Genomic DNA, 22,446 nt, shown 5'->3' on the forward strand with positions numbered 1-22,446 from the left:
ATGACAATTATAATTGACAAAAAGAACTTTGTTATTTACAATTTTAACTAAATAGAACAAATGATGGATTAATGACGATGTTTACATATAAGAGGATGAAGCGCGGTGCTATATTTTGTCTTGAATAAACATAGTCTTTGAAAGAGAGTACGAATGATACTAAAGGGGAGGCTTTATACTTGAGTTTACAAATTCAAAACTTAACGAAACAATTTGGGGAATCAAAAGCAGTTAACGGTTTGCAAATTTCGTTACCAAAAGGTGAAGTACTAGGGTTACTTGGACGAAATGGTGCAGGGAAAACAACAACAATCAAAATGCTTCTCGGATTATTAACGCCTAATGAAGGTTCGATTACATGGGATGGAAAAGCATTTGGAAATAGTGGTGTAACAATTGGGTATTTACCAGAAGAAAGAGGTTTATATACAAAAAGTAGAGTAATAGATCAGCTGCGATATTTTGGTAGATTAGAAGGAATGTCGAAGAAAGAAGTGGATCACGCTATTGATCACTGGTTAGAGCGTTTAGCGATACCAGAATATAAATTTAAAACGGCTGGAGAGCTTTCAAAAGGGAATCAGCAAAAAATCCAATTAATTGCTGCTCTTCTTCATAATCCGGAACTTCTCATTTTAGATGAACCATTCAGCGGCCTCGATCCAGTTAATGCTGGGATGTTAGCTAGTATTATTGAAGAACAAGTACAGAGCGGAAAGACGATTATTTTATCAAGTCATCGTATGGAACAAGTAGAGGCTTTTTGCCAACATGTATGTATTTTGAAAAAAGGTGAAGCAGTCGTAAAAGGACAGCTAAGTGATATTAAGAAAGAATACGGTTTCCGTAATTTAACGATTGAAGATACAGTAGAGAATGAAAAGGGATTAGAAGCTATACATGTATCGTATGAAAAACAACAAGGCCTTCTTTATGTGAAAGTACAAGACGATGCGGAAGCTCTCAAGATTTTGCAACAGTTGCAAGAGCAAGGTGTTAGCTTACGACAATTCAAAATGTTAGAGCCGACGTTAAACGAAATCTTTGTAGAGAGGGCGAAATAACGATGCGTAAATTTTCTCACGTATTTTCATTTTATTTTAGGGAAGCATTTTTATCTAAAAAATCATTAATTACGAGTGCGATTTTATTTTTAGTTGTGTTTGGGATTTTTGCATTTAATCATTTTACTTCAGGCGATGATAAAAATAAGGATAAAGATAAAATTGCAGTTGTAGTAGAGAGTTCCACATATAAAGTACAAAAAGATGAGCTAAATAAGCTATTGCCATCAGCAAAAATAACAATTGGTTCAAAGGATGATTTTGATAAACTGCATAAGCAAGTAGAAGAAGGCGATTTAGATGGTCTATTCTATGTGACGGAAAAGGATGGGGCTCCATCGATTACATATATGTATAATGGATTTCCAAGCCAAGCAACTTCTGCAATTATGGCAGGATATTTAAAGCAACAATATACGATGGTGACGATTGCCAAAAATAATGTTTCAACAGAAATTGCACAGCAATTACAAACAGAAATTCAAGTAAAGCAAGAAGCGATAAAAGATCGTACATCTTCTTTCGGAATTGCCTATTTCTTTACATTTGCTTTATATATGTTTATTGTAGCGTTCGGAAATACAATCGCAATGAATATTGCATCTGAAAAGGCGTCACGTGTAATGGAAGTAATGCTTCCGAAAGTGAAGCCTCTTACGATGATGTATGCGAAAATTTTAGCGGTTGTTTCAACGGCGTTATTGCAACTTGTCATATTGGCGTGTGGTTATCTTATTCCATATTTGTTAGGTTGGGTCGATTTAGAAAGTGCCTCACTATTTGGTATTCCAATTGACTTTACGAAATTAGATGCAAAGGTTATCAGCATGTTTCTTGTTTATTTCATTACGGGATATTTACTTTATGCGATGATGTATGCTGCTGCTGGAGCTGTCGTGTCTAAGACGGAGGATTTACAAGCTGTATCTTTCCCGGTAATGATTTTAATTATGGCTGCATTCTTTATTAGTATTAAATCATTAAGTGATCCGAATAGTACTATCGTCGTTGTAAGTTCTTACGTTCCATTTTTTACACCGATGGTTACCTTCTCACGTATTGTAGCTGGTGAAGCAGGTATGCTAGAAATTACGATAACATTAGCAGTCTTATTGGCGACAATTGCGGTATTAAATGCTGTTACAAGCCGCATTTACGTAAACGGCGTAATGAATTACTCAGATAAAGTGAAATTTAAAGATTTAGCGAAATTTATAAAGCGTCAATAATGAGAGAAAAGCATGATTTCCTATTGAAATCATGCTTTTTCTTTATGTATAAATTAAAAATAGTATATAATGATAAGAGTCGTCTTTTAATAGAATGAATAAAAAGGAGGGTGTGCAGATGGGGATTAGTAGTCGTTTTACAGTAGGTGTTCATATGCTGACATTACTTGCGATAGATCGAAACTCTCGCTGTACCTCTGAATGGATTGCCGGTAGTGTGAATACAAATCCAGTTGTGATTCGTCGCATTACAGGAATGTTGAAGAGAGCAGGACTTGTTGATGTACAAGCTGGTAAAGGTGGTACGACACTTGCTCGAGATTTAGAAGAAATTACATTACTTGATGTATATAAAGCAGTGGAAGTTGTAGAAGAAGGACAGCTATTTTCCTTCCATGAAAATCCCAACATTGAATGTCCAGTAGGAGCTAATATTCAATCAGTATTAGAAATTATTTTAATGCAAGCGCAAGAAGCGATGGAAAACGTACTTGCAAATGTAACGGTAGATCAATTAGTTACAAATTTAAAGTCTAAAATGAAAGAATAAAAAAAGCGAGCTTCCTCATAATGAGGGCTCGCCTTTTTTTATTCAGAAATATTGAAAATTCTATTTTTCAGTATTTAAAATGAATTTACCTACGATAGCTGCGAAGATACCACCAAGAATTGGTGCTACGATGAATACCCATAGTTGAGAAAGTGCTTCTCCACCAACAAATAAAGCTGGTGCGATACTACGAGCTGGGTTAACAGATGTTCCAGTTAACGGAATTCCTAATAAGTGAATTAAAACTAATGTGAAACCAATTACTAGTCCAGCTAAAGAAGAACTTCCTTTTTTACCTGTTACAGCAACGATAACTAAAATAAATACGAAAGTTAAAATGAACTCAACTAAAAATGCTCCAGATAAACCAAGAGTTCCGAAACCATTTTGTCCTAAATTATCTAAAGGTGTTTTAGCAGATTTTAAAATTGTTACTAACGTTGCAGTTCCTAATAAACCACCTAAAATTTGAGCTAATACATAATAACAAAGTTCCATAGCGTTCATTCGTTTGTTGATGAACATAGCTACTGATACTGCTGGGTTAATGTGACATCCAGAAATTGTTCCGATGCTATATGCCATAGCTACAATAGATAGACCGAAAGCCATAGCGATTCCTAATGTTCCAATTCCTTCAATTCCGCCGCCAGTGACAGCTACTCCAGTTCCGAATAATACAAGTACAAATGTACCAATAAATTCAGCGATTGCTTTTTTTAACATAATTTACCTCCTATTAATGCGCATGAAACGTATTATAACATAAGTTTTAGTATAAGCAGCCAATGAAATACTATTCTGATAAGGCGAAATAGGGGGACAATAAAAAAGAGTATGGTTCATCTCTATAGAACCATACCCTTTTTTTATGCTGATTTTTTCTGTTTAACGACTGGAACAGAACGGTTTAAAATACTATTTGCAACCATTCCTAATATGATAATAATCATTCCGATGAGAGAAAGTCCTCCAGGGAGTGAACCATTTAAGAAAATGATTTCTCCAAGTACGGTAAAGACCATCGTTCCAGCTTGTGTTGCTTCAACAGCTCCAAGTAGAGCGAGGTTATCTTTTGCTAAGTCAGTAGCAAAGAAAAATGTCATCGTTGCAATAACGCCGGAACATAATGCTAACAAAAATCCTTGAAGTATTTGGTTGGATGTTGGAATGCCAGTAGTAGAAAATCCGTATATACCAAGCAAGATTGTTATAGGAAGACTTCCAATTGCCATTCCTAATACACGTTGGAACGTATCAAGGCGTCCACCAACAAGCTCCATCATTTTTCGGTTACCGAACGGATATAAGAAAGCGGCTAATACGACAGGTAAAAAACCTGAAATGAACTGAGTCATTGTAATATGGCCTGCGGCAGTTGCTTGCATACAAATTACACCAAGTAAAATAAATAATGCAACATATAAGCTACGAAGTGGAATTTTTCCACGTACAAGTTTCGTACCTGATTTTGTTTCTATTTTCACGAAAAATAGTGGTGATAGTAGTAAACCAGCTAAAATCGTAACTTGCCAAGTTCCAGCAACGAGCCAAGCTGGAGAAAAGACAGCTGCGAAACTTAATAAAGAATAAAAACCAATACCGGCAACAGAACCCCATCCGATCCATGCCAATGGATGTTTTTTTAACTCTTCCCATAATCCCCTAAAGTTTTTGCGAAATAAAACGATAAGGAATAAAATAGGAAGAGCAAATAAAAAACGGAAGGAAGCTGTCCAAGCCCAGCTCGTTCCAGATACATTCATTGCTCTATTAATAATAAAGGTTGCAGAAAAAAAGGCCGATGATAAAAGACCTAATAAAATTGCGCGCATGAAGTATAACACTCCTTTCGAAAATAAATAATTATGTATAGTATGATATACTTTTAATTATTAAAAGTAAACTATTTTATACTTTAAGGTGGTTTTATATATGAAAGAAAATGAAGATATGCAAACGAAAGAAGTCATTCAACAAGTTGGACAGTTATTGAGACAAATTCGAAATGAACAGAAATTAAGTTTAGAAGAATTAGCTCATAAAACAGGAGTTAGTAAATTAACATTAGGAAAGATCGAAAGAGGGGAAACAAATCCGACACTAGCTGTCATTTGGAAAATAACGAAAGGGTTATCAATTCCTTTATCCAGATTAATGGTTGTTGGAGAACCTGTAGCTGTTGCGCGCTGTGGAGAAGGATTTGCAGTAGATGAAGGACAAGCGTGGCATTTAGAAACGATGTTCCGTTATACGAAAGAAACAGGGATGGAAATGCACCGTGCTTGTTTACGATCAAATAGTATATATGAGCCAGAAGCTCATCATGAAGGTGCGATTGAGCTTGTAACGGTAATGAAAGGGAAAGTGTCTATTCAAGTGGAGAATGATGTATACGAATTAAATGAGTTTGATTCCATTCAATTTGAAGCGAATAAGAAGCATATTTATAAAAATGAAGAAGAAGAAGTAGCGGTATTACATTTAACGATGAAATATTCTTCATGAAAAAATCACCTATAGGATTCTATAGGTGATTTGCTCTTCTTAAGTATGTGAAATAATGCCGTTAGTACGAACGTGGCATAAGTAATAAACAAATGAAATAAACTAAAAATCCTGTCCCAAAACATAAAACAGCAATAACCCAAATGATACGAATAAGAGTAGAGCTAATATCAAAATATTCTCCTAAACCACCACATATACCAAATAGCATTTTATCAGTTTCGGATTTACATAACTTTTTTGACATATTCCAATCAACTCCTTTTTATATCAAACTGCATACTTTTATTCTATATGGAAATTTATGAGAAGACTATGGGGTTGTATTACATTTTTTTGTGAGAAGTGATCGTATTAATTGTCTTAATTTTCAGTGGATATTAAACTTGTAGTTATGAGGTGATTTTTAATAAAGGGTGGGGAAATAGAGATGACAGTATATTGGTTGACTAACGTAATGCTTGAATCAGGATATACATATGAAGAAGAGAGAATTTCACAAACAGAAACAGAATTATGCAGTTTACTTATTGAAGATGGTCGAATTAAAAAAATTATAAAAGGGATTGTTCAAGAGGAAGATATAGTAACTTTTGATGCTAAGAACTTATTAATGTTGCCAGCTTTCAAAGAGATGCACATTCACATTGATAAAACATATTATAGTGGCCCATGGAAAGCTTGTATGCCAGCAGAAAGTATTTTTACACGTTTTAATGAAGAAGAAAAAATTTTACCAAAGCAATTAGCGACTGCCCAAAATAGAGCGGAAAATATGCTAGAGTTACTACTGCAAAATGGTGCAACGAATATTAGAACGCATTGTAATGTCGATCCGATTATTGGGCTTGGTAATCTGGAGGCGACGTTAGCGGCATTAGAAACATATAAAAATCGAGTGTCTAGTAGAATTGTTGCGTTTCCGCAACATGGATTATTGCGCAGTGATTCTGTGCAACTCGTGAAAGATGCGATGCGTATGGGTGCTCATCTAGTCGGAGGAGTAGATCCAGCTACAGTAGATAATGACATTGAAAAGTCATTACATACAATTATGGATATCGCAGTAGAATTTAATGCGGATGTTGATATTCATTTGCACGATGCGAATAATCTTGGAACGTTTACGATGAAGAGATTGGCAAGTTTAACAGAAGAAGCAGGATGGCAAGGCCGTGTAACGATTAGTCATGCACTTGGACTTGGTGGTGTTACTGATAAAGAGGCTGAAGAAGTGGCAGAAAGACTCGCAAATGTAAATATTGATATTACTTCAACAGTGCCAATTGGTAAACAAGTAATCCCAATTCCGTTATTAGATAAAAAAGGTGTTAAGGTTGCATTAGGCAATGATAGCATTACAGATCATTGGTCACCGTTTGGAACAGGTGATATGCTTCAAAAGGCGAATCGATTAGCAGAGCGTTTTGGGTGGAGTGACGAAAGGTCTTTAGGAAAAGCACTCCGCTTTATTACAGGAGGAAAAGAAACGTTAAATAATGAAGGGAAGCGAGTATGGCCGAATGTAGGGGATGAAGCGAGCTTTGTTTTGACGAATGCGACATGCGCTGCTGAAGCAGTAGCGCGTCAAACAGAAAAACGTTTAGTCGTGTATAAAGGAAATATTGTTGTTGGAAGTTTAAATGAGGTGGAATTAAATAATCTTGTGTAGAAGAATCGTTTAAATATTTTGAGGAGGGTTCTAATGGTGAGTATAGAACTCTTCTTTTTTATTCTTACAATATATTTTTATAGGAAAGCTAGAAGGGATGAAAAAATTGGACAATCAACATAACCAAAATCATATTATGGGAACTTTGCAATGGTTTATATTTTTATTAGCAAATTCAATCGCACTACCAATTGTCGTTGGCGGATTATTTCATCTTACGACGGAAGAAATATTTTATTTAATGCAGCGTACGTTTTTTGTAGTTGGTATATCTTCTTTTTTACAAGGGTGGCTTGGGCATAGACTGCCAATTGCGGATGGGCCGGCTGGATCTTGGGTTGGTGTATTTACCGTACTTGCTTATGCAACGGCCGGACAGGATCAATTACATAGTACACTGCAAATTTTAGAATTAGGAATGATAATCTCCGGTGTTATTTTAATAGGATTAGGAGTAACTGGTTTTATAGGACGTATTTTATTTTTATTTACGCCGCTTGTGACAGGGACGTTTTTACTTTTATTATGTTTACAATTAAGTGGTGTATTTTTAAAAGGAATGTTAGGAATTACAGCTACTATTTCTCAAATCGACGGATTTACAGCAATGATCGCGTTTAGTATATTTCTGTTCGTTATTATACTATCTAATTTTGGAAAAGGCTTTGTCAAAAGTTATGCAGTTTTAATAGGATTAATTAGTGGGTGGATTATTTTTCTCATTGCAGGAAAAGTGACAATCCCATCTCAAGTAACTCATTTTGTGCAACTTCCACATATATTTGCTTGGGGACTTCCAAAATGGAATACAGGTATGGCTGTATCAAGTTTCGTTATGGTATGTATTTTAGTTTCGAATACGGTGGCAGCTATTATAGCAATTAATCAAGCAACTATTCATAAAGCGACTATTGAACAAAAACAGTTGAAAGATGGAACATGGGTTGGGGGGATTTCACATCTCATCTCTTCTGTATTTTCAACTGTAGGTGTCGTTCCGTTACCAGCAACGGCAGGATTTATACGTTTAACAAAACAAAAGTATATACGATCGTTCTTAATGGCATGTGCGTTACTAGTCGTAATGTCTCTTTTTCCAAGTATTATTCGTTACTTAGCATCTTTACCATCAGCTGTTGCATCGGCTGTTTTAATGGCTTCGTTCGTACAGTTAATTGGAATTGGATTTAATAATATAAAACAAGTGCCGATGAGTGAAAGGAATGTAACGATCTTAGGCGTTGCAGTATTATTTGGCAGCGGCGTAATGTTTTTACCGTCTGGAGCACTCCAATCCTTGCCGTCTATTATGCAATATATATTCGGTAATGGTTTATTTGTAGGTACGGTTGTAAGTATATTGCTAGAACAAATATGGCGCGTTGGAAAGTAAGTGGATAAAAAGAGTGTACGCACTGTATAAAAGTCTAAAATAACATAGGAAATAAAGCCCATTTTTATTCACCACCTGCACATTTCGTTCATACAATATCTTGACTAAATAAACACCCAACTTACACATACACAGCTCTGGCTTAAGCAAGGAGGGTTATACCAGTTGAAGGAAAAAGCGTATCAATCTAAACCTTTACTCACAAAGAGAGAGAGAGAAGTATTTGAATTGCTGGTTCAAGATAAAACAACGAAGGAAATTGCAGGTGAACTTTTTATAAGTGAAAAGACAGTTCGCAACCATATCTCAAACGCAATGCAAAAGCTAGGGGTTAAAGGACGTTCACAAGCAGTTGTGGAGCTTCTTCGTATGGGAGAGCTCGAATTATAAGAAAGCAGCCGACTTTTATATAAAAGTCGGCTATTTTTTGTTTGCTTCACTTGCTATATGAATGATAAGAACACTCCATACATAAATAGGTAATAAGGAGGGGATATGTTGAAAAGGATACTGTTAGTTTCAACAAGTGCTCATGATATGAATGGACACCCGACTGGTTTGTGGCTGGAAGAGCTCGCAGCTCCTTATCATGTATTTAAAAAGGCTAAGTTTGATGTTGATATTGTGTCAATAAAAGGTGGGAGAGTACCTATAGATAGAGTGTCTATTCCGAATGGTATACCTCGCGAATTCAAGCATGTAGCTTCTTTATTGCAAAATACGAGGCCGATTTCAAATGTTCATTTTTCGGATTATGATGCGGTTTTATTTGGTGGTGGGCACGGGGCGATTGTAGATTTTCCAGGTAATCCATATGTAGTAAATTTGATTGAGAATATGTATAACAATAACCGGATTGTAGCGGCTGTTTGTCACGGAGTAAGCTCCTTAGTCGGTGTGAAAAATCAGGATGGCTCGTTTTTTGTTGCGGGTAAGCGTATAACAGGTTATACAAACGATGAAGAAAGAGCTGTACATTTAGAAAAGCGCGTTCCGTTTTTGCTAGAAAGTAAGTTGAAAGAAGAAGGAGCTTTGTTTTATGTAGCCCCCAATTTTACGCCGCATGTAGTAGTAGATGGTCATTTAATTACAGGACAAAATCCACAGTCTAGCGTGGAAATAGGTAAGGCTATAAAAAGGGCTGTAAATAAATTATCGTCATTTTAATTTCTGCTCATTTCTTCTTATTAATGGGAATGTCTTCTTTTCAAAAAAAGATGGAGCAATGAATATGCACTTTATATAGAAGAAACCGACTTTCTTATAGAAGGTCGGTTATTTTTCTATCTTGCAAATTACGAAAAAAAGGAGCAAAATAAAAAAGGTCCTAGTCTATACATGGGAAAATGAAAATTTTCATACAGAAGCATTTGAAGTGAGCGAACTTAAAGTGTGTAAAATATAATGATAAGCATAAAAGATGATGAATGAGAAAACGGGTGATGAAGTTGAATAGAGCAATCGGTGTTATCGATTCAGGAGTTGGCGGTTTAACAGTAGCAAAGGAATTAATTCGTCAGTTGCCGAAAGAGCGTATCATATATTTAGGAGATACAGCACGTTGTCCTTATGGTCCACGTTCTCGAGAAGAAGTACGTCAATTTACGTGGGAAATGACGGAGCATTTACTAGATTTAAATATTAAAATGTTAGTTATTGCGTGTAATACAGCAACTGCAGTTGTATTAGAAGAGATGCAAAAACAATTACCAATTCCAGTAGTAGGAGTTATTCACCCAGGATCACGTACAGCTTTAAAAGTGACAAACACGTATCACGTTGGGATTATTGGAACGATTGGAACGGTGAAAAGTGGTGCATACGAAGAGGCGTTAAAGTCTATTAATAACCGTGTTATGGTAGAAAGTTTAGCTTGTCCACCTTTCGTTGAACTTGTAGAGAGTGGGAATTTCGAAAGTGAAATGGCGTATGAAGTTGTAAGAGAAACGCTGCAACCACTGAAAAGTACCGATATTGATACACTTATATTAGGGTGTACACATTATCCGATTTTAGGACCTGTTATTAAAAAAGTAATGGGAGATAAAGTGCAACTAATTAGTTCTGGTGATGAAACAGCACGTGAAGTAAGTACAATCTTATATCATAGTAAAATGTTGAATGAAGGAGAAGAACAAAGCGATCATCTCTTCTTAACAACAGGAAAAATAGGCTTGTTTAAAGAAATTGCATCAAAATGGTTCGGTCAACCGATTGAAAATGTGAAGCATATTCATTTAGAAAAAGAATAATAGTAGAATTTATATAAGTGAGCTCCTGAGAAATCAGGAGTTTTTGTTTTATCTTGCTATTTGCTGGGTAGTAAGCCCCCTGCTGATTAAAGTTTCAATTTATAAGAGGCACAGCTTGTTCTAAAACGTGAAACAGCTCGTATACATAATAGTACAAACTTAGATTTTAGGGGGGAATGGCATGCCTAAATCCACTTTTAAATGGGTTGTTGGTGCTACTGTGAGCGCTGTTTTACTAACAGGGTGTGGCTTTATAAATCAAGAGAAAGCAACTGAACAAATTGATCCGCCAAAACAAGTTACGTATACAGAGGGTGGGAAGAAAGAAGTAGCTAAAAAAGATAAGCAAGGGCAAATGGTAAATAGAGAACTATACCTTGTTGATAAAAATGGTTATGTTGTACCACAAACGTTAGCTATACCTACTCCGAAAGCAAATGAGACTGTGAAGCAAACGTTAGAATACCTTGTGAAAGATGGACCGGTAACGAATTTATTACCGAATGGGTTTCGTGCAGTCATTCCGGCGAATACAACGATGACCTTAGATTTGAAAAAGGACGGAACGGCAGTTATTGATTTCTCTAAAGAAATGAAAAACTATGCGAAAGAAGAAGAGCGTCAAATCGTTGAATCTATAGCTTGGACGTTGACGCAATTTACAGAGATAAAACAAGTGCAGTTCCAAATAAATGGTGAGAAATTGGCAAAGATGCCGGTTGGTGGTACACCGCTTGGTGAAGGAGTGAGCCGTGCAAATGGTATTAACTTCGATGATGAACAAGTAGCAGATGTAACAAATACAAAACCAGTCACACTGTATTTTATGGCGCAAAATAATAATAAACAGCAATACTACGTACCAGTCACACGCCGCGTTGCGGAAGGTAAAGAAAATGACTATGCAGCAATTATAGATGAACTTGTAAAAGGTCCGATCCATCAATCGCTCCTGAATGATTTTAATCCAGGCGTTAAGCTTATTACGAATCCGAAATTACAAGACGGAAACCTTACATTAAACTTTAATGAAAATATATTTGTAAACCCAGATAAAAATATGATTTCAAATTACGTATTGAAGTCGTTAGTTTTATCTTTAACAGAAAAGAAAGGTGTGAAAAATATTTCTATTGAAGTAAATGGAAAAGCAAATCTTATAGATGAAAAGGGCGGAAAGTTAATAAAACCTGTAGATCGTCCAGAAAACGTGAATACAGGTAGTTTTTAATCGTCAATAATTTGATATACTTAAGTAAGAAAGAGGAATTGCTTTTTGGGTTCCTCTTCTTTTATTGTATACATATCATACATTTAAATTTGGCTATACTAACGAGTAGTAATTAAGAGGAGGTTATTTTTATGCGAGTAGATGGTAGAGAGAAAACAGAATTACGCCATATACATATTCATACGAATTATTTAAAACATCCAGAGGGATCTGTATTAATTGAAGTTGGGGATACAAAGGTGATTTGCTCAGCGACAATTGAAGAGCGTGTCCCGCCATTTATGCGTGGAGAAGGAAAAGGATGGGTAACAGCTGAATACGCGATGATTCCACGTGCGACAGAACAACGTACAATTAGGGAGTCAAGTAAAGGGAAAGTAACAGGACGTACAATGGAAATCCAGCGCTTAATTGGACGAGCATTACGTGCGGTAGTTGACTTAGAAGCGCTTGGTGAGAGAACGGTTTGGATTGATTGTGATGTTATTCAAGCGGATGGTGGAACGAGAACAGCTTCTATTACAGGTGCATATGTAGCGATGGTATTAGCGTTTGAGAAGTTATTACAAGCAGAAAAAGTATCTAAAATTCCAGTAAAAGATTATTTAGCAGCAACGTCAGTAGGGATTGTTGAAGAACAAGGTGTTGTTTTAGATTTAAACTATGCAGAAGATTCTAAAGCAGACGTTGATATGAACGTGATTATGACTGGAAAAGGCCAGTTTGTTGAAGTGCAAGGAACTGGAGAAGAAGCGACGTTTAGTAGAGCGCAGTTAAATGAACTACTTGATGCAGCAGAACAAGGCATTTTCCAACTGATTGATATGCAAAAAGAAGCTTTAGGTGACATCGTATCTCATATAGAGTAGAGGTGGAAAGTATGAAACAAGTTGTTGTAGCGACAAAAAATATGGGGAAAGTACGTGAGTTTGCTGAGTTATTTGAGCGATTTGATTTAGAAGTGAAATCATTACACGATTTTCCTCATATTGAAGAAGTCGAAGAAACTGGTGAAACATTTGAAGAAAATGCGATCTTAAAAGCGGATAGTTTGAGTAGACAGTTGAATGCAATTGTAATTGCGGATGATTCAGGTCTTATTGTAGATGCGTTAAACGGGAAACCAGGCGTGTATTCAGCTCGTTTTGCTGGAGAGCCGAAAGATGATCAAGCGAATATTGATAAAGTGTTACAAGAATTAAATGAAGTAGCGTTTGAAAAGCGTAAAGCTCGTTTCTATTGTGCATTAGCAGTTGCTTTCCCTGAAGGTGATAAAAAGCCTGTCATTGTAAACGGGACATGTGAAGGATTTATTTTAGAACAACGCCGCGGGGAAAACGGCTTTGGATATGATCCGATTTTTTATGTGGAAGAATATAAAAAAGCGATGGCGGAACTAAGTTCAGATGAGAAAAATGCTATTAGCCATCGTGGCCGTGCTCTTCGTAAATTAGAAGAAAAAATCCCGGAATGGTTTTTAGGAGAATAAGGGAGAGAGAATGATGAAAGCTTTAATCGTAAGTGATAGTCATAGCTCTGTGAAGGAATTACAGCAGTTGAAAGAGAAATATGAAGGGAAAGTAGATATCATGATTCATTGCGGTGATTCAGAGCTAACGCCTGCTCATGAAGAACTGCAAGGTTTCCGTGTTGTAAAAGGAAACTGTGATTATGCTAACTTTCAAGATGAAATTGTAACTGATGTAGATGGAATTCGCTTCTTAGTTGTGCATGGACATCGCCATAATGTGAAAATGACATTACAAACGCTAGCGTACCATGCTGAAGAAGTGGGAGCGCAAGTTGCATGCTTTGGACATTCTCACGTATTAGGTGCGGAATTAATCGAGGGCGTTTTATTTATTAATCCAGGCAGTATTTTATTACCACGTCAGCGTGTAGAAAAGACATTTGCTTTATTAGAAATGGATGAAAATCAAATGGAAGTTCGTTTTGAAACGTTAGACGGACAACTAGTTGAACAAGCAGTTTTTAAAAGAGGATAAGAAAATTTATCCTCTTTTAAAAAAGGTGTTGACTTTATGTGTGGTTATACATATAATAAATATTGTCGATAGGGCAACGGCGCTAACGAAGAAAAGAAAATAACATATGCGGGTGTAGTTTAGTGGTAAAACAAGAGCCTTCCAAGCTCTGGTCGAGAGTTCGATTCTCTTCACCCGCTCCATGTCCCAGTAGCTCAGCCGGATAGAGCATACGCCTTCTAAGCGTACGGTCGGGAGTTCGAATCTCTCCTGGGACGCTAAAAAAACCTTGTTATCTTTTGATAACAAGGTTTTTTGTTTGTCTAAAATTTGATGTTTGGGTTATAGGTGTAGTTCATTCTTGATATTTGCGACCTTTCCTTTGATATTAAGTAGTTGCATATGTACTTCTTTTTCTTAAATAAAAAGAGCGCCATTTATGTGCCCTATTCCTCTTATTTAATTTAAAGAATCAATAGGTTTATGATGGAACTCAAATCCATATCCAGATTCTCTTAATTGTTTACTTACAATATTATAAAACTCTTTACCATTCTAGTACAATTCAGCAGCAGTTATCGGAACTTATTCCCGGTAGTGTGTTACAATTAATAGAAGCGGAAAACGAGAATCTCCAATTGACTGGACCTGTGATTGGTTAGATGGTTTAAGAAGGTCGTATAAAAAAGGGAGATGGCGCAAAGATGGCGAGATCAAATGAGAATGATTTAACGGAGAAATTGGCGGAAGGTCACCGGAAATATGGTGATGGCAATTTTACAGTACAGAACATCGGTGATGAAACTAACCCGAATTGGACTGTCGTAAAAAATGTGAGGAAAGGATCGGCAGGCATTCGCGAAGGAGAAGATATATTAAGACTGCGATCAAAATATATAAAATAGTACGGAAATGGGCGGAGCGGGAGTTCGAATCTCTCCTGGGACGCTAAGAAAACCTTGTTATCTTTTGGTAACAAGGTTTTTTGTTTGTTTTAAATTAGTTGTTAATAAACTTGTCAAAGACAAAACCATAATCTTTCACATTATATTGTTTCTTCGTATCAACGAGCCAGTTAAAAGCGATTTCGTTTATTTCTTTAAACTGTTCTGCTAAATTTACTTGTGCGTTTGAAATACGGCTGAAAGCGTTAGATGCCATATCTAAACTTTTATGTGCATACTGCAATGTAATATCGTTGTCGTATGAGATTTCTTCTATTTTAAGTAAAGCTTTATATAAATCTTTTAATTCTTCAATATGTTTTTTATGGACATCAATTGAATAGTGTTCATCGCCCATTTGGAACTTAATTTCTACATCTAAATCAATCGTTCCCGCAGTTTCAAGCGCTACGTTTTTAATTTGATATTTACTATAGCTAAAGCGGCGTAGTGTACGTTTTTTACTTGTTGCGCTTGTACCGTCTAAGTGAATTAACCCTTTGTTTGTGAAGCAATATTCATCTGATTTCGATTTAATTAGAAAGTAAATTTTCTCCCCATCTTCATGCATTACATAATCATCGGCATCGACCTTATCATAGTCTTTAGGTGTAATAACAGAACCTACATCGCTTAGTCCTAATACATCTGCGGCCATTTTTTTAAACATATATAATCCCCCTTGTAAATTAAAGTCTTAATTGTACAAAAATATATTAACATGATCTTCATCCTTTGTTTTCTTGTAATACGAAAATATCTGAAGGTAAGTTAAGAAAAGTAATGAATAATTATTTTGATCCTAAATTATTTAGTAAATCTATTAGTTTAAGAGTGGATTCTCCGAAAAATAACCAAGAGAAAAAAGTTAATTTTGCAAGTGATTATAAATAAATTCCGTGAAAGCACCTCAAGCGATATGAGGTGTTTTTCAATCTCTTTTTGAAATCTTACAATTCTGTAAGGTAACTGTAAGGTAGTTCGATGGTAAGAAATTGCTAATCTTTTATAATGAAGATAACAACGATAAAACGAGGAGGCAGAAATGATGAAAGGATTAGTTGTAACGGGCTTGACGGTTGCTTTTGGATTTGTAGCGTATGAGAAATTAACGTATGTAGTTGATGTTGTGAAACATTTGATTGCTTAGAGAAAACAGCCATGAGAGGGAAAGGGAATGAGTGAATGAATGGAATGGTTATTTGGAATTATAGGTACTTGTAGTGTAGTGTTATTGTTCTTTGTCCCAAGTGGTATACTTAGTTCGACAACAAGTTTGTTCTTCTTAAGTTTGTTTGCTTGTACGATGCTTATTATTATGTTTTTAATGAAGCGAAGTAAACCAATCTTCTATTTTAGCATGATTGTTATGGCAATTATTGTTCTCCAAATTATTACCCTTGTAATATACCCCACAATTATAAAAGCTTTCCATTAATGATGAATCCTCTGCGTTTGTTGCTGGGGATTTTTACTTGTACAATTTTAATTTTTAGTAGAGATTTATTTGTATTGGAATGTAAAAATTAAATATTTTTATATTTCAAACAAATAGTTTTGGGATGTTGTGTTCTCATTACGCATTTGATATATTTACTTTGAACATAATTAAAATCAAGAAAAAGAGGCGGACGTATGGATAAAAAAGAAAATACGGTCGTATTGTTTCCACAACTATCAGAGCGCTATATTGATGAAGGTTTTTTAGCGCTGAAAGAGCGGAAGTTCGAAGATGCATTGCGCTGCTTTGAAATATTACGTCAGTATAATGCGGAAACGGAACAAACGGAATTAGCTTCAGTTATTTGTTTACTCGAATTAAAACGTATGGAAGAAGCGAAAGACAAATGTGAACAGTTGCTTAAAACAGGAGTTGTCTTATTTGGTGATATTCTTGAAACGTACGTGACTATTTTAGTTCAAACAAATGATTATGAAGGTGTTATTGAAACTGTTGAAAAGGTTTTACAAACGAAAGATATAATGCCTGATCAAAAGGAAAAATTAGCGCAGCTTGCTTTATTTGCAGAAGGTATGCTAAATGAGGGAGACGCATCGCTAGTGGATTCAAATTTTGAGTTGGATGAGTTTACTAAAGAAATTTTTGGAGAAAACTTTGGACAGAAGCTAAGAGCGATTCAGCGACTTTCATTAAAAGACTTAGATCTTGCATTACCTGTTTTAAAGAAATTTTTAATAGACGAAGAGCAACACCCCTATTTGAAAACTTCTATTTTGTATAAAATGATAGAAAGTCAGGTAGAAGAGGAAATAGAGGTAGAAAAGTTTGGGAATACGATTAAGGTAATTCCAGCATTTACAGGTCATAATGAGGAGCAATCCAATAACATTATACATAAATTATCAAGTCGATTAGAGCAAAATTATCCCGATATATTTGAAGCGATGGTTACATATTGGAAAGAATTGCAAATTAGCGTTTTCCCATTCGCTCTATTAATGGATAAAGAAGAGATTTGGTCAGCTGTTTTAGAGAGAATTGGAAGAAAGCGTTTCGGATTGGCTATTGATGAAGAAGAGCTTATGGCAGCATACAATATCGAATTGGAAGAGTTTCATATTGCCTATCAATGGTTATTACGTGTTGAAAGAGAAGGATATTTGCCCGTATAATTATGAAAAAGAATCGTTCAGTTCTTGAAACGAGCATATTCTATGTTATAATGTAAGGGTTGCAAAAGGCAGAAAACTGCCTGTTTGTAAGAGAAGAGAAGTGTAATTCTCTTACTTAATATGTTTCATATTATTCTCGAACAAAATATACCGTAGTTGTCTTCTGGGCAATTAGTAGATTGGAACATTATATCTGAAAGCTTTTGCTAGAGGATTATTTGTGTATTTGTTATTTCAAAAAAGAGATAATGAAGATCTTAATCTATAGAGGTATGTGCATACATTATTATAGTTGGAGGGAAAGAATAAATGTCTACAAAATGGGAAAAATTAGAAGGTAACGTTGGCGTTTTAACAATCGAAGTTGATGCTAAAGAAGTAAACAACTCTATCGACGCTGCGTTCAAAAAAGTAGTAAAAACAATTAACGTACCAGGTTTCCGTAAAGGAAAAATGCCTCGTCCATTATTCGAACAACGCTTTGGTATTGAATCTTTATACCAAGATGCTTTAGATATCATTTTACCAAAAGCATACGGTGAAGCGATTGAAGAAGCTGGTATCTTCCCAGTTGATCATCCTGAAATCGACATCGAGAAGTTCGAAAAAAATGCTAACCTTATCTTCACTGCAAAAGTTACAGTAAAACCTGAAGTTAAATTAGGTGAGTACAAAGGTTTAGCAGTAGAAAAAGTTGAAACAACTGTAACTGACGAAGATGTAGAGAACGAATTAAAATCTTTACAAGAGCGTCAAGCTGAACTAGTTGTTAAAGAAGAAGGAACTGTTGAAAACGGTGATACAGCTGTAATCGACTTCGAAGGTTTCGTTGATGGCGAAGCATTTGAAGGTGGAAAAGGCGAAAACTACTCTCTAGCAATCGGTTCTGGTACATTCATCCCAGGTTTCGAAGAGCAAGTAATCGGTCTTAAATCTGGTGAGTCTAAAGACGTTGAAGTATCATTCCCAGAAGAGTACCATGCTGCTGAATTAGCTGGCAAACCAGCAACATTCAAAGTAACAATTCACGAAATCAAAACAAAAGAACTTCCTGAGTTAAACGACGAGTTCGCTAAAGAAGCAGACGAAGCGGTTGCAACTCTTGATGAATTAAAAGCAAAACTTCGCACAAACTTAGAAGAAGGCAAAAAGCACGAAGCTGAGCACAAAGTACGTGACGAAGTAGTAGAATTAGCTGCTGCTAACGCTGAAATCGAAATTCCAGAAGCTATGATCAACACTGAGTTAGATCGTATGGTTCGTGAATTCGAGCAACGTTTAAGCCAACAAGGTATGAACCTTGAGCTTTACTACCAATTCACAGGTACTGATGCTGACAAATTAAAAGAGCAAATGAAAGAAGATGCACAAAAACGTGTAAGAATCAATCTTGTTCTTGAAGCTATCATTGAAGCTGAAAACATCGAAGTTACTGAAGAAGAAGTAACTGCAGAAGTTGAAAAAATGGCTGAAATGTACAGTATGCCAGTAGACGCTATCAAGCAAGCTCTTGGAAGCGTAGACGCTTTAGCTGAAGATCTTAAAGTGCGTAAAGCTGTAGACTTCTTAGTAGAAAACGCTGCATAATAAAATAACAAGGCACGATTAAAATCGTGCCTTGTTTTATAAATATAGAAATATATTTATAAAACTTTTCGATGGAGAAGGAAAAGTTCCTTTACAAGTCGAATATACATATTTCAAAAGTTTTAAAAATTTTTTATTTGTACATAACTAGTCATATTATTTGTATTTCTCGCCACGTAGTGACATAATATGTATTTACATACGATACATTTATCGTGTACATACGAAGGCAAGAGGTTAGCACTTTGTAAGGGGTGTGAAAATATGTTTAAATTTAATGATGAAAAAGGGCAATTAAAATGTTCTTTCTGTGGTAAAACACAAACGCAAGTTCGAAAGTTAGTGGCAGGTCCAGGTGTTTACATTTGTGACGAGTGTATCGAACTTTGTACTGAAATTGTACAAGAGGAGCTTGCGAAGGACGAAGAAGTAGAATTCAAAGATGTACCGAAACCGGTAGAAATTCGTGAAATCTTAGATGAGTATGTCATCGGGCAAGATAGCGCGAAAAAAGCACTAGCGGTAGCGGTATATAACCATTACAAACGCATTAATTCTAACAGCAAAATTGATGATGTAGAATTAGCGAAGAGTAATATCGCACTTATCGGGCCAACAGGTAGTGGTAAAACATTACTTGCACAAACGTTAGCGCGTATTCTAAATGTTCCATTTGCAATCGCGGACGCAACATCTTTAACAGAAGCTGGATATGTTGGAGAAGATGTAGAAAATATCTTACTAAAATTAATTCAAGCAGCTGATTATGATGTAGAGAAAGCGGAAAAAGGAATCATTTATATTGATGAGATTGATAAAGTGGCACGTAAGTCCGAAAATCCATCAATTACACGTGATGTATCTGGTGAAGGTGTGCAGCAAGCACTTCTGAAAATTTTAGAAGGTACTGTAGCAAGCGTTCCACCTCAAGGTGGTCGTAAGCATCCGCACCAAGAGTTTATTCAAATTGATACAACGAACATCTTATTCATTTGTGGTGGAGCGTTTGATGGCATTGAGCCGATTATTAAACGTCGCCTTGGTGAAAAAGTAATTGGATTTGGTTCTGAGAAGAAAAATGCTGATGTAAATGAGAAGCATGTTTTATCTCACGTATTACCAGAGGATCTTTTAAGATTTGGTTTAATTCCAGAGTTTATCGGTCGTCTTCCAGTTATTGCGAACCTAGAGCCACTTGATGAAGATGCTCTTGTTGATATTTTAACGAAACCGAAAAATGCACTTGTTAAGCAATTCCAAAAACTATTGGAGCTTGACGATGTTGAGTTAGAGTTTGAAGAAGGTGCACTAATCGAAATTGCGAAAAAAGCAATTGAACGTAAAACGGGTGCTCGTGGACTTCGTTCTATTATTGAAGGCTTAATGCTTGATGTAATGTTCGAACTTCCATCTCGTAAAGATATCGAGAAGTGTATTCTTACAAAAGAAACAGTAGCTGATAATGAGCCGCCAAAATTGGTGTTACAAGACGGTACTGTACTTGATACAAAAACATCTGCATAATGCGAAAGGGAAACAGCAATTTTTATAATTGCTGTTTTTCTTTATGTTTAGCTACGTTCCTCCGCGGAAATACTAAGAGATAAAATATTGCGGGAGGAAATAAATAATGAGCTGGACAAATATATTTTTAGTTGTTCAACTTGTTTTTGGTGTAATTGTCGGATTGTATTTCTGGCATTTACTTCGAAATCAACGAACACAAAAAGTTTCAATTGATCGAGAATCGAAAAAAGAATTAGAACAACTTCGTAAAATGCGTGAGATTTCTTTAACAGAGCCGCTAGCAGAAAAGGTGCGTCCTACAACCTTTTTAGATATTGTAGGGCAAGAGGACGGGATTAAGTCGTTAAAAGCGGCTCTTTGTGGTCCGAATCCGCAACATGTAATCATATATGGCCCACCAGGTGTTGGGAAAACAGCGGCAGCACGTCTTGTATTAGAAGAAGCGAAACGAAATCCTAAATCTCCATTTCGTACGAATGCAACATTTATTGAACTTGATGCGACAACAGCTCGGTTTGATGAACGTGGTATCGCAGACCCTTTAATTGGTTCGGTGCATGATCCGATTTATCAAGGTGCTGGGGCGATGGGGCAAGCAGGTATTCCGCAACCGAAAAAAGGTGCTGTAACAGATGCACATGGTGGTATTTTGTTTATTGATGAGATTGGCGAGCTCCATCCGATTCAAATGAACAAAATGTTAAAGGTGTTAGAAGATCGAAAAGTATTTTTAGAAAGTGCGTACTATAGTGAAGAAAATACAATGATCCCAACATATATACATGATATTTTCCAAAAAGGCTTACCGGCAGATTTTCGCTTAGTTGGAGCAACGACACGTTCGCCAGAGGAAATTCCTCCTGCTATTCGGTCACGTTGCTTAGAAGTATTTTTCCGTGAATTAGATACGGAAGAAATTCAAAAAGTAGCGAAAAATGCCGCGGAAAAAGTGGAAATGCAAATAGGTGAAAATGGTATTGAGATGATTGGGATGTATGCAAGGAATGGACGAGAAGCGATTAATCTCGTGCAAATCTCTGCGGGTATGGCGATAAATGAAGAACGTTCTTTCATTAAGGATGAAGATATAGAGTGGGTTGTTCACTCAAGTCAGCTTACACCGAAATATGAAAAGCGCATTTATCCGATTCCAAGGATTGGTCTTGTAAATGGTCTTGCTGTATACGGACCAAATACAGGTGCGTTATTAGAAATTGAAGTAACAGCAATTCCGGCGAAAGATAAAGGATCGGTAAATGTTACCGGAATTGTGGAAGAAGAAAGTATTGGTAGTCAAACGAAATCTATTCGTCGTAAAAGTATGGCGAAAGGCTCTGTTGATAATGTATTAACAGTACTTCGTTCTTTAGATGTGTTGCCAGAAGGATACGATATACATATTAATTTTCCAGGGGGTATCCCAATTGATGGCCCTTCTGCAGGAATCGCTATGGCAACAGGTGTATATTCTGCGGTGCATCGCACGTATGTAAATAATGAAGTAGCGATGACAGGTGAAATAAGTATACACGGAGAAGTAAAGCCTATTGGTGGTGTATACGCAAAAATAAAAGCTGCGAAAAAAGCGGGAGCTAAGAAAGTCATTATTCCTGCTGAAAATATGCAACCATTTTTGTATACGATCAAGGGAATTGAAATTATTCCTGTCCGTAAGTTAAAAGAAGTATTTGAGTTAACGTTTATGCAAGGAAATATGCATAGAGAGCTAGATGTACATACTAACGTAGACGAAACAGATGCACAATCTATGTAAAAATAAACAATAATAAAATTTGCCAGACTTCGTTTAAGTTTGTATGCTTAATCGGAGTCTTTTTCTTTTCGTGAGGTAGAAAAACAAGCTATTTAC

Annotated in this window: 23 protein-coding genes, 2 tRNA genes and 1 pseudogene; 21 read left to right on the forward strand and 5 right to left on the reverse strand. The window is 36.0% G+C overall.

The annotated features are described in order from the left end of the window. Positions 1 to 179: 179 nt before the first annotated feature. From ABWK52_RS02610 to ABWK52_RS02620, 3 genes are all read left to right on the forward strand, one after another. Positions 180 to 1,064 carry an ABC transporter ATP-binding protein gene (locus ABWK52_RS02610; protein ID WP_000058117.1) on the forward strand — a complete coding sequence of 295 codons (885 nt, stop codon included), beginning with the start codon at positions 180 to 182 and terminating at the stop codon, positions 1,062 to 1,064. A 2-nt stretch (positions 1,065 to 1,066) separates the two neighbouring features. Beyond that, positions 1,067 to 2,293, forward strand: a complete 1,227-nt coding sequence (locus ABWK52_RS02615) for an ABC transporter permease (RefSeq protein WP_001224984.1) — start codon at positions 1,067 to 1,069, stop codon at positions 2,291 to 2,293. Positions 2,294 to 2,411: 118 nt separating this feature from the next. Continuing rightward, positions 2,412 to 2,843: an Rrf2 family transcriptional regulator gene (locus tag ABWK52_RS02620; RefSeq protein WP_000512998.1), complete on the forward strand. Its 432-nt coding sequence runs from the start codon at positions 2,412 to 2,414 to the stop codon at positions 2,841 to 2,843. Positions 2,844 to 2,903: 60 nt separating this feature from the next. On the opposite strand, the gene ABWK52_RS02625 is transcribed toward ABWK52_RS02620, so the two are convergent. Then, on the reverse strand, positions 2,904 to 3,569 hold the full coding sequence (locus ABWK52_RS02625; protein ID WP_000913213.1) for an aquaporin: 666 nt from the start codon (positions 3,567 to 3,569) through the stop codon (positions 2,904 to 2,906). Positions 3,570 to 3,712: 143 nt separating this feature from the next. Next, the gene (locus tag ABWK52_RS02630) at positions 3,713 to 4,678 is read right to left on the reverse strand and encodes a DMT family transporter (RefSeq protein ID WP_001201627.1); all 966 of its coding nucleotides are present in this window, start codon (positions 4,676 to 4,678) and stop codon (positions 3,713 to 3,715) included. A 100-nt stretch (positions 4,679 to 4,778) separates the two neighbouring features. Here ABWK52_RS02630 and ABWK52_RS02635 point away from each other — a divergent pair, with 100 nt between their 5' ends. Beyond that, a complete protein-coding gene (locus ABWK52_RS02635) occupies positions 4,779 to 5,351 on the forward strand; it encodes a helix-turn-helix domain-containing protein (protein ID WP_000661924.1) in 573 nt (190 codons plus the stop codon). Between the two features lie 61 nt (positions 5,352 to 5,412). On the opposite strand, the gene ABWK52_RS02640 is transcribed toward ABWK52_RS02635, so the two are convergent. After that, positions 5,413 to 5,598: a PspC domain-containing protein gene (locus tag ABWK52_RS02640; protein WP_000038411.1), complete on the reverse strand. Its 186-nt coding sequence runs from the start codon at positions 5,596 to 5,598 to the stop codon at positions 5,413 to 5,415. Between the two features lie 183 nt (positions 5,599 to 5,781). Between ABWK52_RS02640 and ABWK52_RS02645 the strand changes: the two genes are divergently transcribed. The 11 genes from ABWK52_RS02645 to ABWK52_RS02695 all read left to right on the forward strand — a co-directional run bounded on the left by ABWK52_RS02645 (position 5,782) and on the right by ABWK52_RS02695 (position 14,162). Further along, positions 5,782 to 7,023, forward strand: coding sequence for an amidohydrolase family protein (locus ABWK52_RS02645; protein WP_000219559.1), 1,242 nt, complete (start codon positions 5,782 to 5,784; stop codon positions 7,021 to 7,023). A gap of 97 nt (positions 7,024 to 7,120) precedes the next feature. After that, the gene (locus ABWK52_RS02650; protein WP_002062437.1) at positions 7,121 to 8,416 is read left to right on the forward strand and encodes a purine/pyrimidine permease; all 1,296 of its coding nucleotides are present in this window, start codon (positions 7,121 to 7,123) and stop codon (positions 8,414 to 8,416) included. Positions 8,417 to 8,581: 165 nt separating this feature from the next. After that, the gene (gene gerE / locus ABWK52_RS02655; RefSeq protein ID WP_000659484.1) at positions 8,582 to 8,806 is read left to right on the forward strand and encodes a spore germination transcription factor GerE; all 225 of its coding nucleotides are present in this window, start codon (positions 8,582 to 8,584) and stop codon (positions 8,804 to 8,806) included. Between the two features lie 105 nt (positions 8,807 to 8,911). Further along, a complete protein-coding gene (locus ABWK52_RS02660; RefSeq protein ID WP_000919606.1) occupies positions 8,912 to 9,583 on the forward strand; it encodes a type 1 glutamine amidotransferase domain-containing protein in 672 nt (223 codons plus the stop codon). 275 nt (positions 9,584 to 9,858) lie between these two features. Beyond that, positions 9,859 to 10,668, forward strand: a complete 810-nt coding sequence (gene racE / locus ABWK52_RS02665) for a glutamate racemase (protein ID WP_000774005.1) — start codon at positions 9,859 to 9,861, stop codon at positions 10,666 to 10,668. 181 nt (positions 10,669 to 10,849) lie between these two features. Beyond that, a complete protein-coding gene (gene gerM / locus ABWK52_RS02670; RefSeq protein ID WP_001126746.1) occupies positions 10,850 to 11,899 on the forward strand; it encodes a spore germination protein GerM in 1,050 nt (349 codons plus the stop codon). Between the two features lie 131 nt (positions 11,900 to 12,030). After that, positions 12,031 to 12,768 (forward strand): ribonuclease PH, encoded by a 738-nt coding sequence (gene rph / locus ABWK52_RS02675; protein WP_001261765.1) that lies wholly within the window; start codon positions 12,031 to 12,033, stop codon positions 12,766 to 12,768. An 11-nt stretch (positions 12,769 to 12,779) separates the two neighbouring features. Next, a complete protein-coding gene (locus ABWK52_RS02680) occupies positions 12,780 to 13,388 on the forward strand; it encodes an XTP/dITP diphosphatase (protein WP_000815943.1) in 609 nt (202 codons plus the stop codon). A 13-nt stretch (positions 13,389 to 13,401) separates the two neighbouring features. Then, positions 13,402 to 13,905, forward strand: a complete 504-nt coding sequence (locus ABWK52_RS02685; protein ID WP_000645505.1) for a metallophosphoesterase — start codon at positions 13,402 to 13,404, stop codon at positions 13,903 to 13,905. Between the two features lie 108 nt (positions 13,906 to 14,013). Beyond that, positions 14,014 to 14,087: transfer RNA gene (locus ABWK52_RS02690), tRNA-Gly, on the forward strand. A 1-nt stretch (position 14,088) separates the two neighbouring features. Next, positions 14,089 to 14,162: transfer RNA gene (locus tag ABWK52_RS02695), tRNA-Arg, on the forward strand. A 181-nt stretch (positions 14,163 to 14,343) separates the two neighbouring features. Here ABWK52_RS02695 and ABWK52_RS29700 read toward each other — a convergent pair. Next, a pseudogene (locus ABWK52_RS29700) lies at positions 14,344 to 14,436 on the reverse strand (DUF6572 domain-containing protein); the annotation flags it as partial. A 152-nt stretch (positions 14,437 to 14,588) separates the two neighbouring features. Here ABWK52_RS29700 and ABWK52_RS02700 point away from each other — a divergent pair. Further along, on the forward strand, positions 14,589 to 14,789 hold the full coding sequence (locus ABWK52_RS02700; protein WP_000124460.1) for a hypothetical protein: 201 nt from the start codon (positions 14,589 to 14,591) through the stop codon (positions 14,787 to 14,789). Positions 14,790 to 14,883: 94 nt separating this feature from the next. On the opposite strand, the gene ABWK52_RS02705 is transcribed toward ABWK52_RS02700, so the two are convergent. Further along, positions 14,884 to 15,498 carry a PH domain-containing protein gene (locus ABWK52_RS02705; protein WP_000473866.1) on the reverse strand — a complete coding sequence of 205 codons (615 nt, stop codon included), beginning with the start codon at positions 15,496 to 15,498 and terminating at the stop codon, positions 14,884 to 14,886. Between the two features lie 519 nt (positions 15,499 to 16,017). On the opposite strand from ABWK52_RS02705, the gene ABWK52_RS02710 reads away from it, so the two are divergent. The 5 genes from ABWK52_RS02710 to lonB all read left to right on the forward strand — a co-directional run bounded on the left by ABWK52_RS02710 (position 16,018) and on the right by lonB (position 22,350). Next, on the forward strand, positions 16,018 to 16,266 hold the full coding sequence (locus ABWK52_RS02710; RefSeq protein WP_001983650.1) for a hypothetical protein: 249 nt from the start codon (positions 16,018 to 16,020) through the stop codon (positions 16,264 to 16,266). Between the two features lie 197 nt (positions 16,267 to 16,463). Further along, entirely contained in the window at positions 16,464 to 17,462 is a 999-nt protein-coding gene (locus ABWK52_RS02715; RefSeq protein ID WP_000358272.1) for a hypothetical protein, read from the forward strand. A gap of 309 nt (positions 17,463 to 17,771) precedes the next feature. After that, positions 17,772 to 19,049 (forward strand): trigger factor, encoded by a 1,278-nt coding sequence (gene tig, locus ABWK52_RS02720; protein WP_097995622.1) that lies wholly within the window; start codon positions 17,772 to 17,774, stop codon positions 19,047 to 19,049. Positions 19,050 to 19,313: 264 nt separating this feature from the next. After that, complete coding sequence (gene clpX, locus ABWK52_RS02725) at positions 19,314 to 20,573, forward strand: ATP-dependent protease ATP-binding subunit ClpX (RefSeq protein WP_000472289.1); 1,260 nt, start codon at positions 19,314 to 19,316, stop codon at positions 20,571 to 20,573. Positions 20,574 to 20,679: 106 nt separating this feature from the next. Continuing rightward, entirely contained in the window at positions 20,680 to 22,350 is a 1,671-nt protein-coding gene (gene lonB / locus ABWK52_RS02730) for an ATP-dependent protease LonB (protein ID WP_000119180.1), read from the forward strand. Positions 22,351 to 22,446 lie beyond the last annotated feature (96 nt).

The sequence above is a fragment of the Bacillus sp. AP50 genome (assembly GCF_040492675.1).
GTDB classification, from domain to species: domain Bacteria; phylum Bacillota; class Bacilli; order Bacillales; family Bacillaceae_G; genus Bacillus_A; species Bacillus_A cereus.

Excerpts from the sequence above, each read along its gene's own strand:
- gerM (WP_001126746.1), top strand. The coding sequence starts at position 10,850 with ATGCCTAAATCCACTTTTAAATGGGTTGTTGGTGCTACTGTGAGCGCT.
- ABWK52_RS02615 (WP_001224984.1), top strand. The coding sequence starts at position 1,067 with ATGCGTAAATTTTCTCACGTATTTTCATTTTATTTTAGGGAAGCATTT.
- lonB (WP_000119180.1), top strand. The coding sequence starts at position 20,680 with ATGAGCTGGACAAATATATTTTTAGTTGTTCAACTTGTTTTTGGTGTA.
- ABWK52_RS02635 (WP_000661924.1), top strand. The coding sequence starts at position 4,779 with ATGAAAGAAAATGAAGATATGCAAACGAAAGAAGTCATTCAACAAGTT.
- ABWK52_RS02710 (WP_001983650.1), top strand. The coding sequence starts at position 16,018 with ATGGAATGGTTATTTGGAATTATAGGTACTTGTAGTGTAGTGTTATTG.
- ABWK52_RS02660 (WP_000919606.1), top strand. The coding sequence starts at position 8,912 with ATGTTGAAAAGGATACTGTTAGTTTCAACAAGTGCTCATGATATGAAT.
- racE (WP_000774005.1), top strand. The coding sequence starts at position 9,859 with ATGAAGTTGAATAGAGCAATCGGTGTTATCGATTCAGGAGTTGGCGGT.
- ABWK52_RS02640 (WP_000038411.1), bottom strand. The coding sequence starts at position 5,598 with ATGTCAAAAAAGTTATGTAAATCCGAAACTGATAAAATGCTATTTGGT.
- ABWK52_RS02685 (WP_000645505.1), top strand. The coding sequence starts at position 13,402 with ATGAAAGCTTTAATCGTAAGTGATAGTCATAGCTCTGTGAAGGAATTA.
- ABWK52_RS02650 (WP_002062437.1), top strand. The coding sequence starts at position 7,121 with ATGAAAAAATTGGACAATCAACATAACCAAAATCATATTATGGGAACT.
- clpX (WP_000472289.1), top strand. The coding sequence starts at position 19,314 with ATGTTTAAATTTAATGATGAAAAAGGGCAATTAAAATGTTCTTTCTGT.
- ABWK52_RS02705 (WP_000473866.1), bottom strand. The coding sequence starts at position 15,498 with ATGTTTAAAAAAATGGCCGCAGATGTATTAGGACTAAGCGATGTAGGT.
- ABWK52_RS02620 (WP_000512998.1), top strand. The coding sequence starts at position 2,412 with ATGGGGATTAGTAGTCGTTTTACAGTAGGTGTTCATATGCTGACATTA.
- ABWK52_RS02715 (WP_000358272.1), top strand. The coding sequence starts at position 16,464 with ATGGATAAAAAAGAAAATACGGTCGTATTGTTTCCACAACTATCAGAG.
- ABWK52_RS02700 (WP_000124460.1), top strand. The coding sequence starts at position 14,589 with ATGGCGAGATCAAATGAGAATGATTTAACGGAGAAATTGGCGGAAGGT.
- ABWK52_RS02680 (WP_000815943.1), top strand. The coding sequence starts at position 12,780 with ATGAAACAAGTTGTTGTAGCGACAAAAAATATGGGGAAAGTACGTGAG.
- tig (WP_097995622.1), top strand. The coding sequence starts at position 17,772 with ATGTCTACAAAATGGGAAAAATTAGAAGGTAACGTTGGCGTTTTAACA.
- ABWK52_RS02645 (WP_000219559.1), top strand. The coding sequence starts at position 5,782 with ATGACAGTATATTGGTTGACTAACGTAATGCTTGAATCAGGATATACA.
- rph (WP_001261765.1), top strand. The coding sequence starts at position 12,031 with ATGCGAGTAGATGGTAGAGAGAAAACAGAATTACGCCATATACATATT.
- ABWK52_RS02625 (WP_000913213.1), bottom strand. The coding sequence starts at position 3,569 with ATGTTAAAAAAAGCAATCGCTGAATTTATTGGTACATTTGTACTTGTA.
- ABWK52_RS02630 (WP_001201627.1), bottom strand. The coding sequence starts at position 4,678 with ATGCGCGCAATTTTATTAGGTCTTTTATCATCGGCCTTTTTTTCTGCA.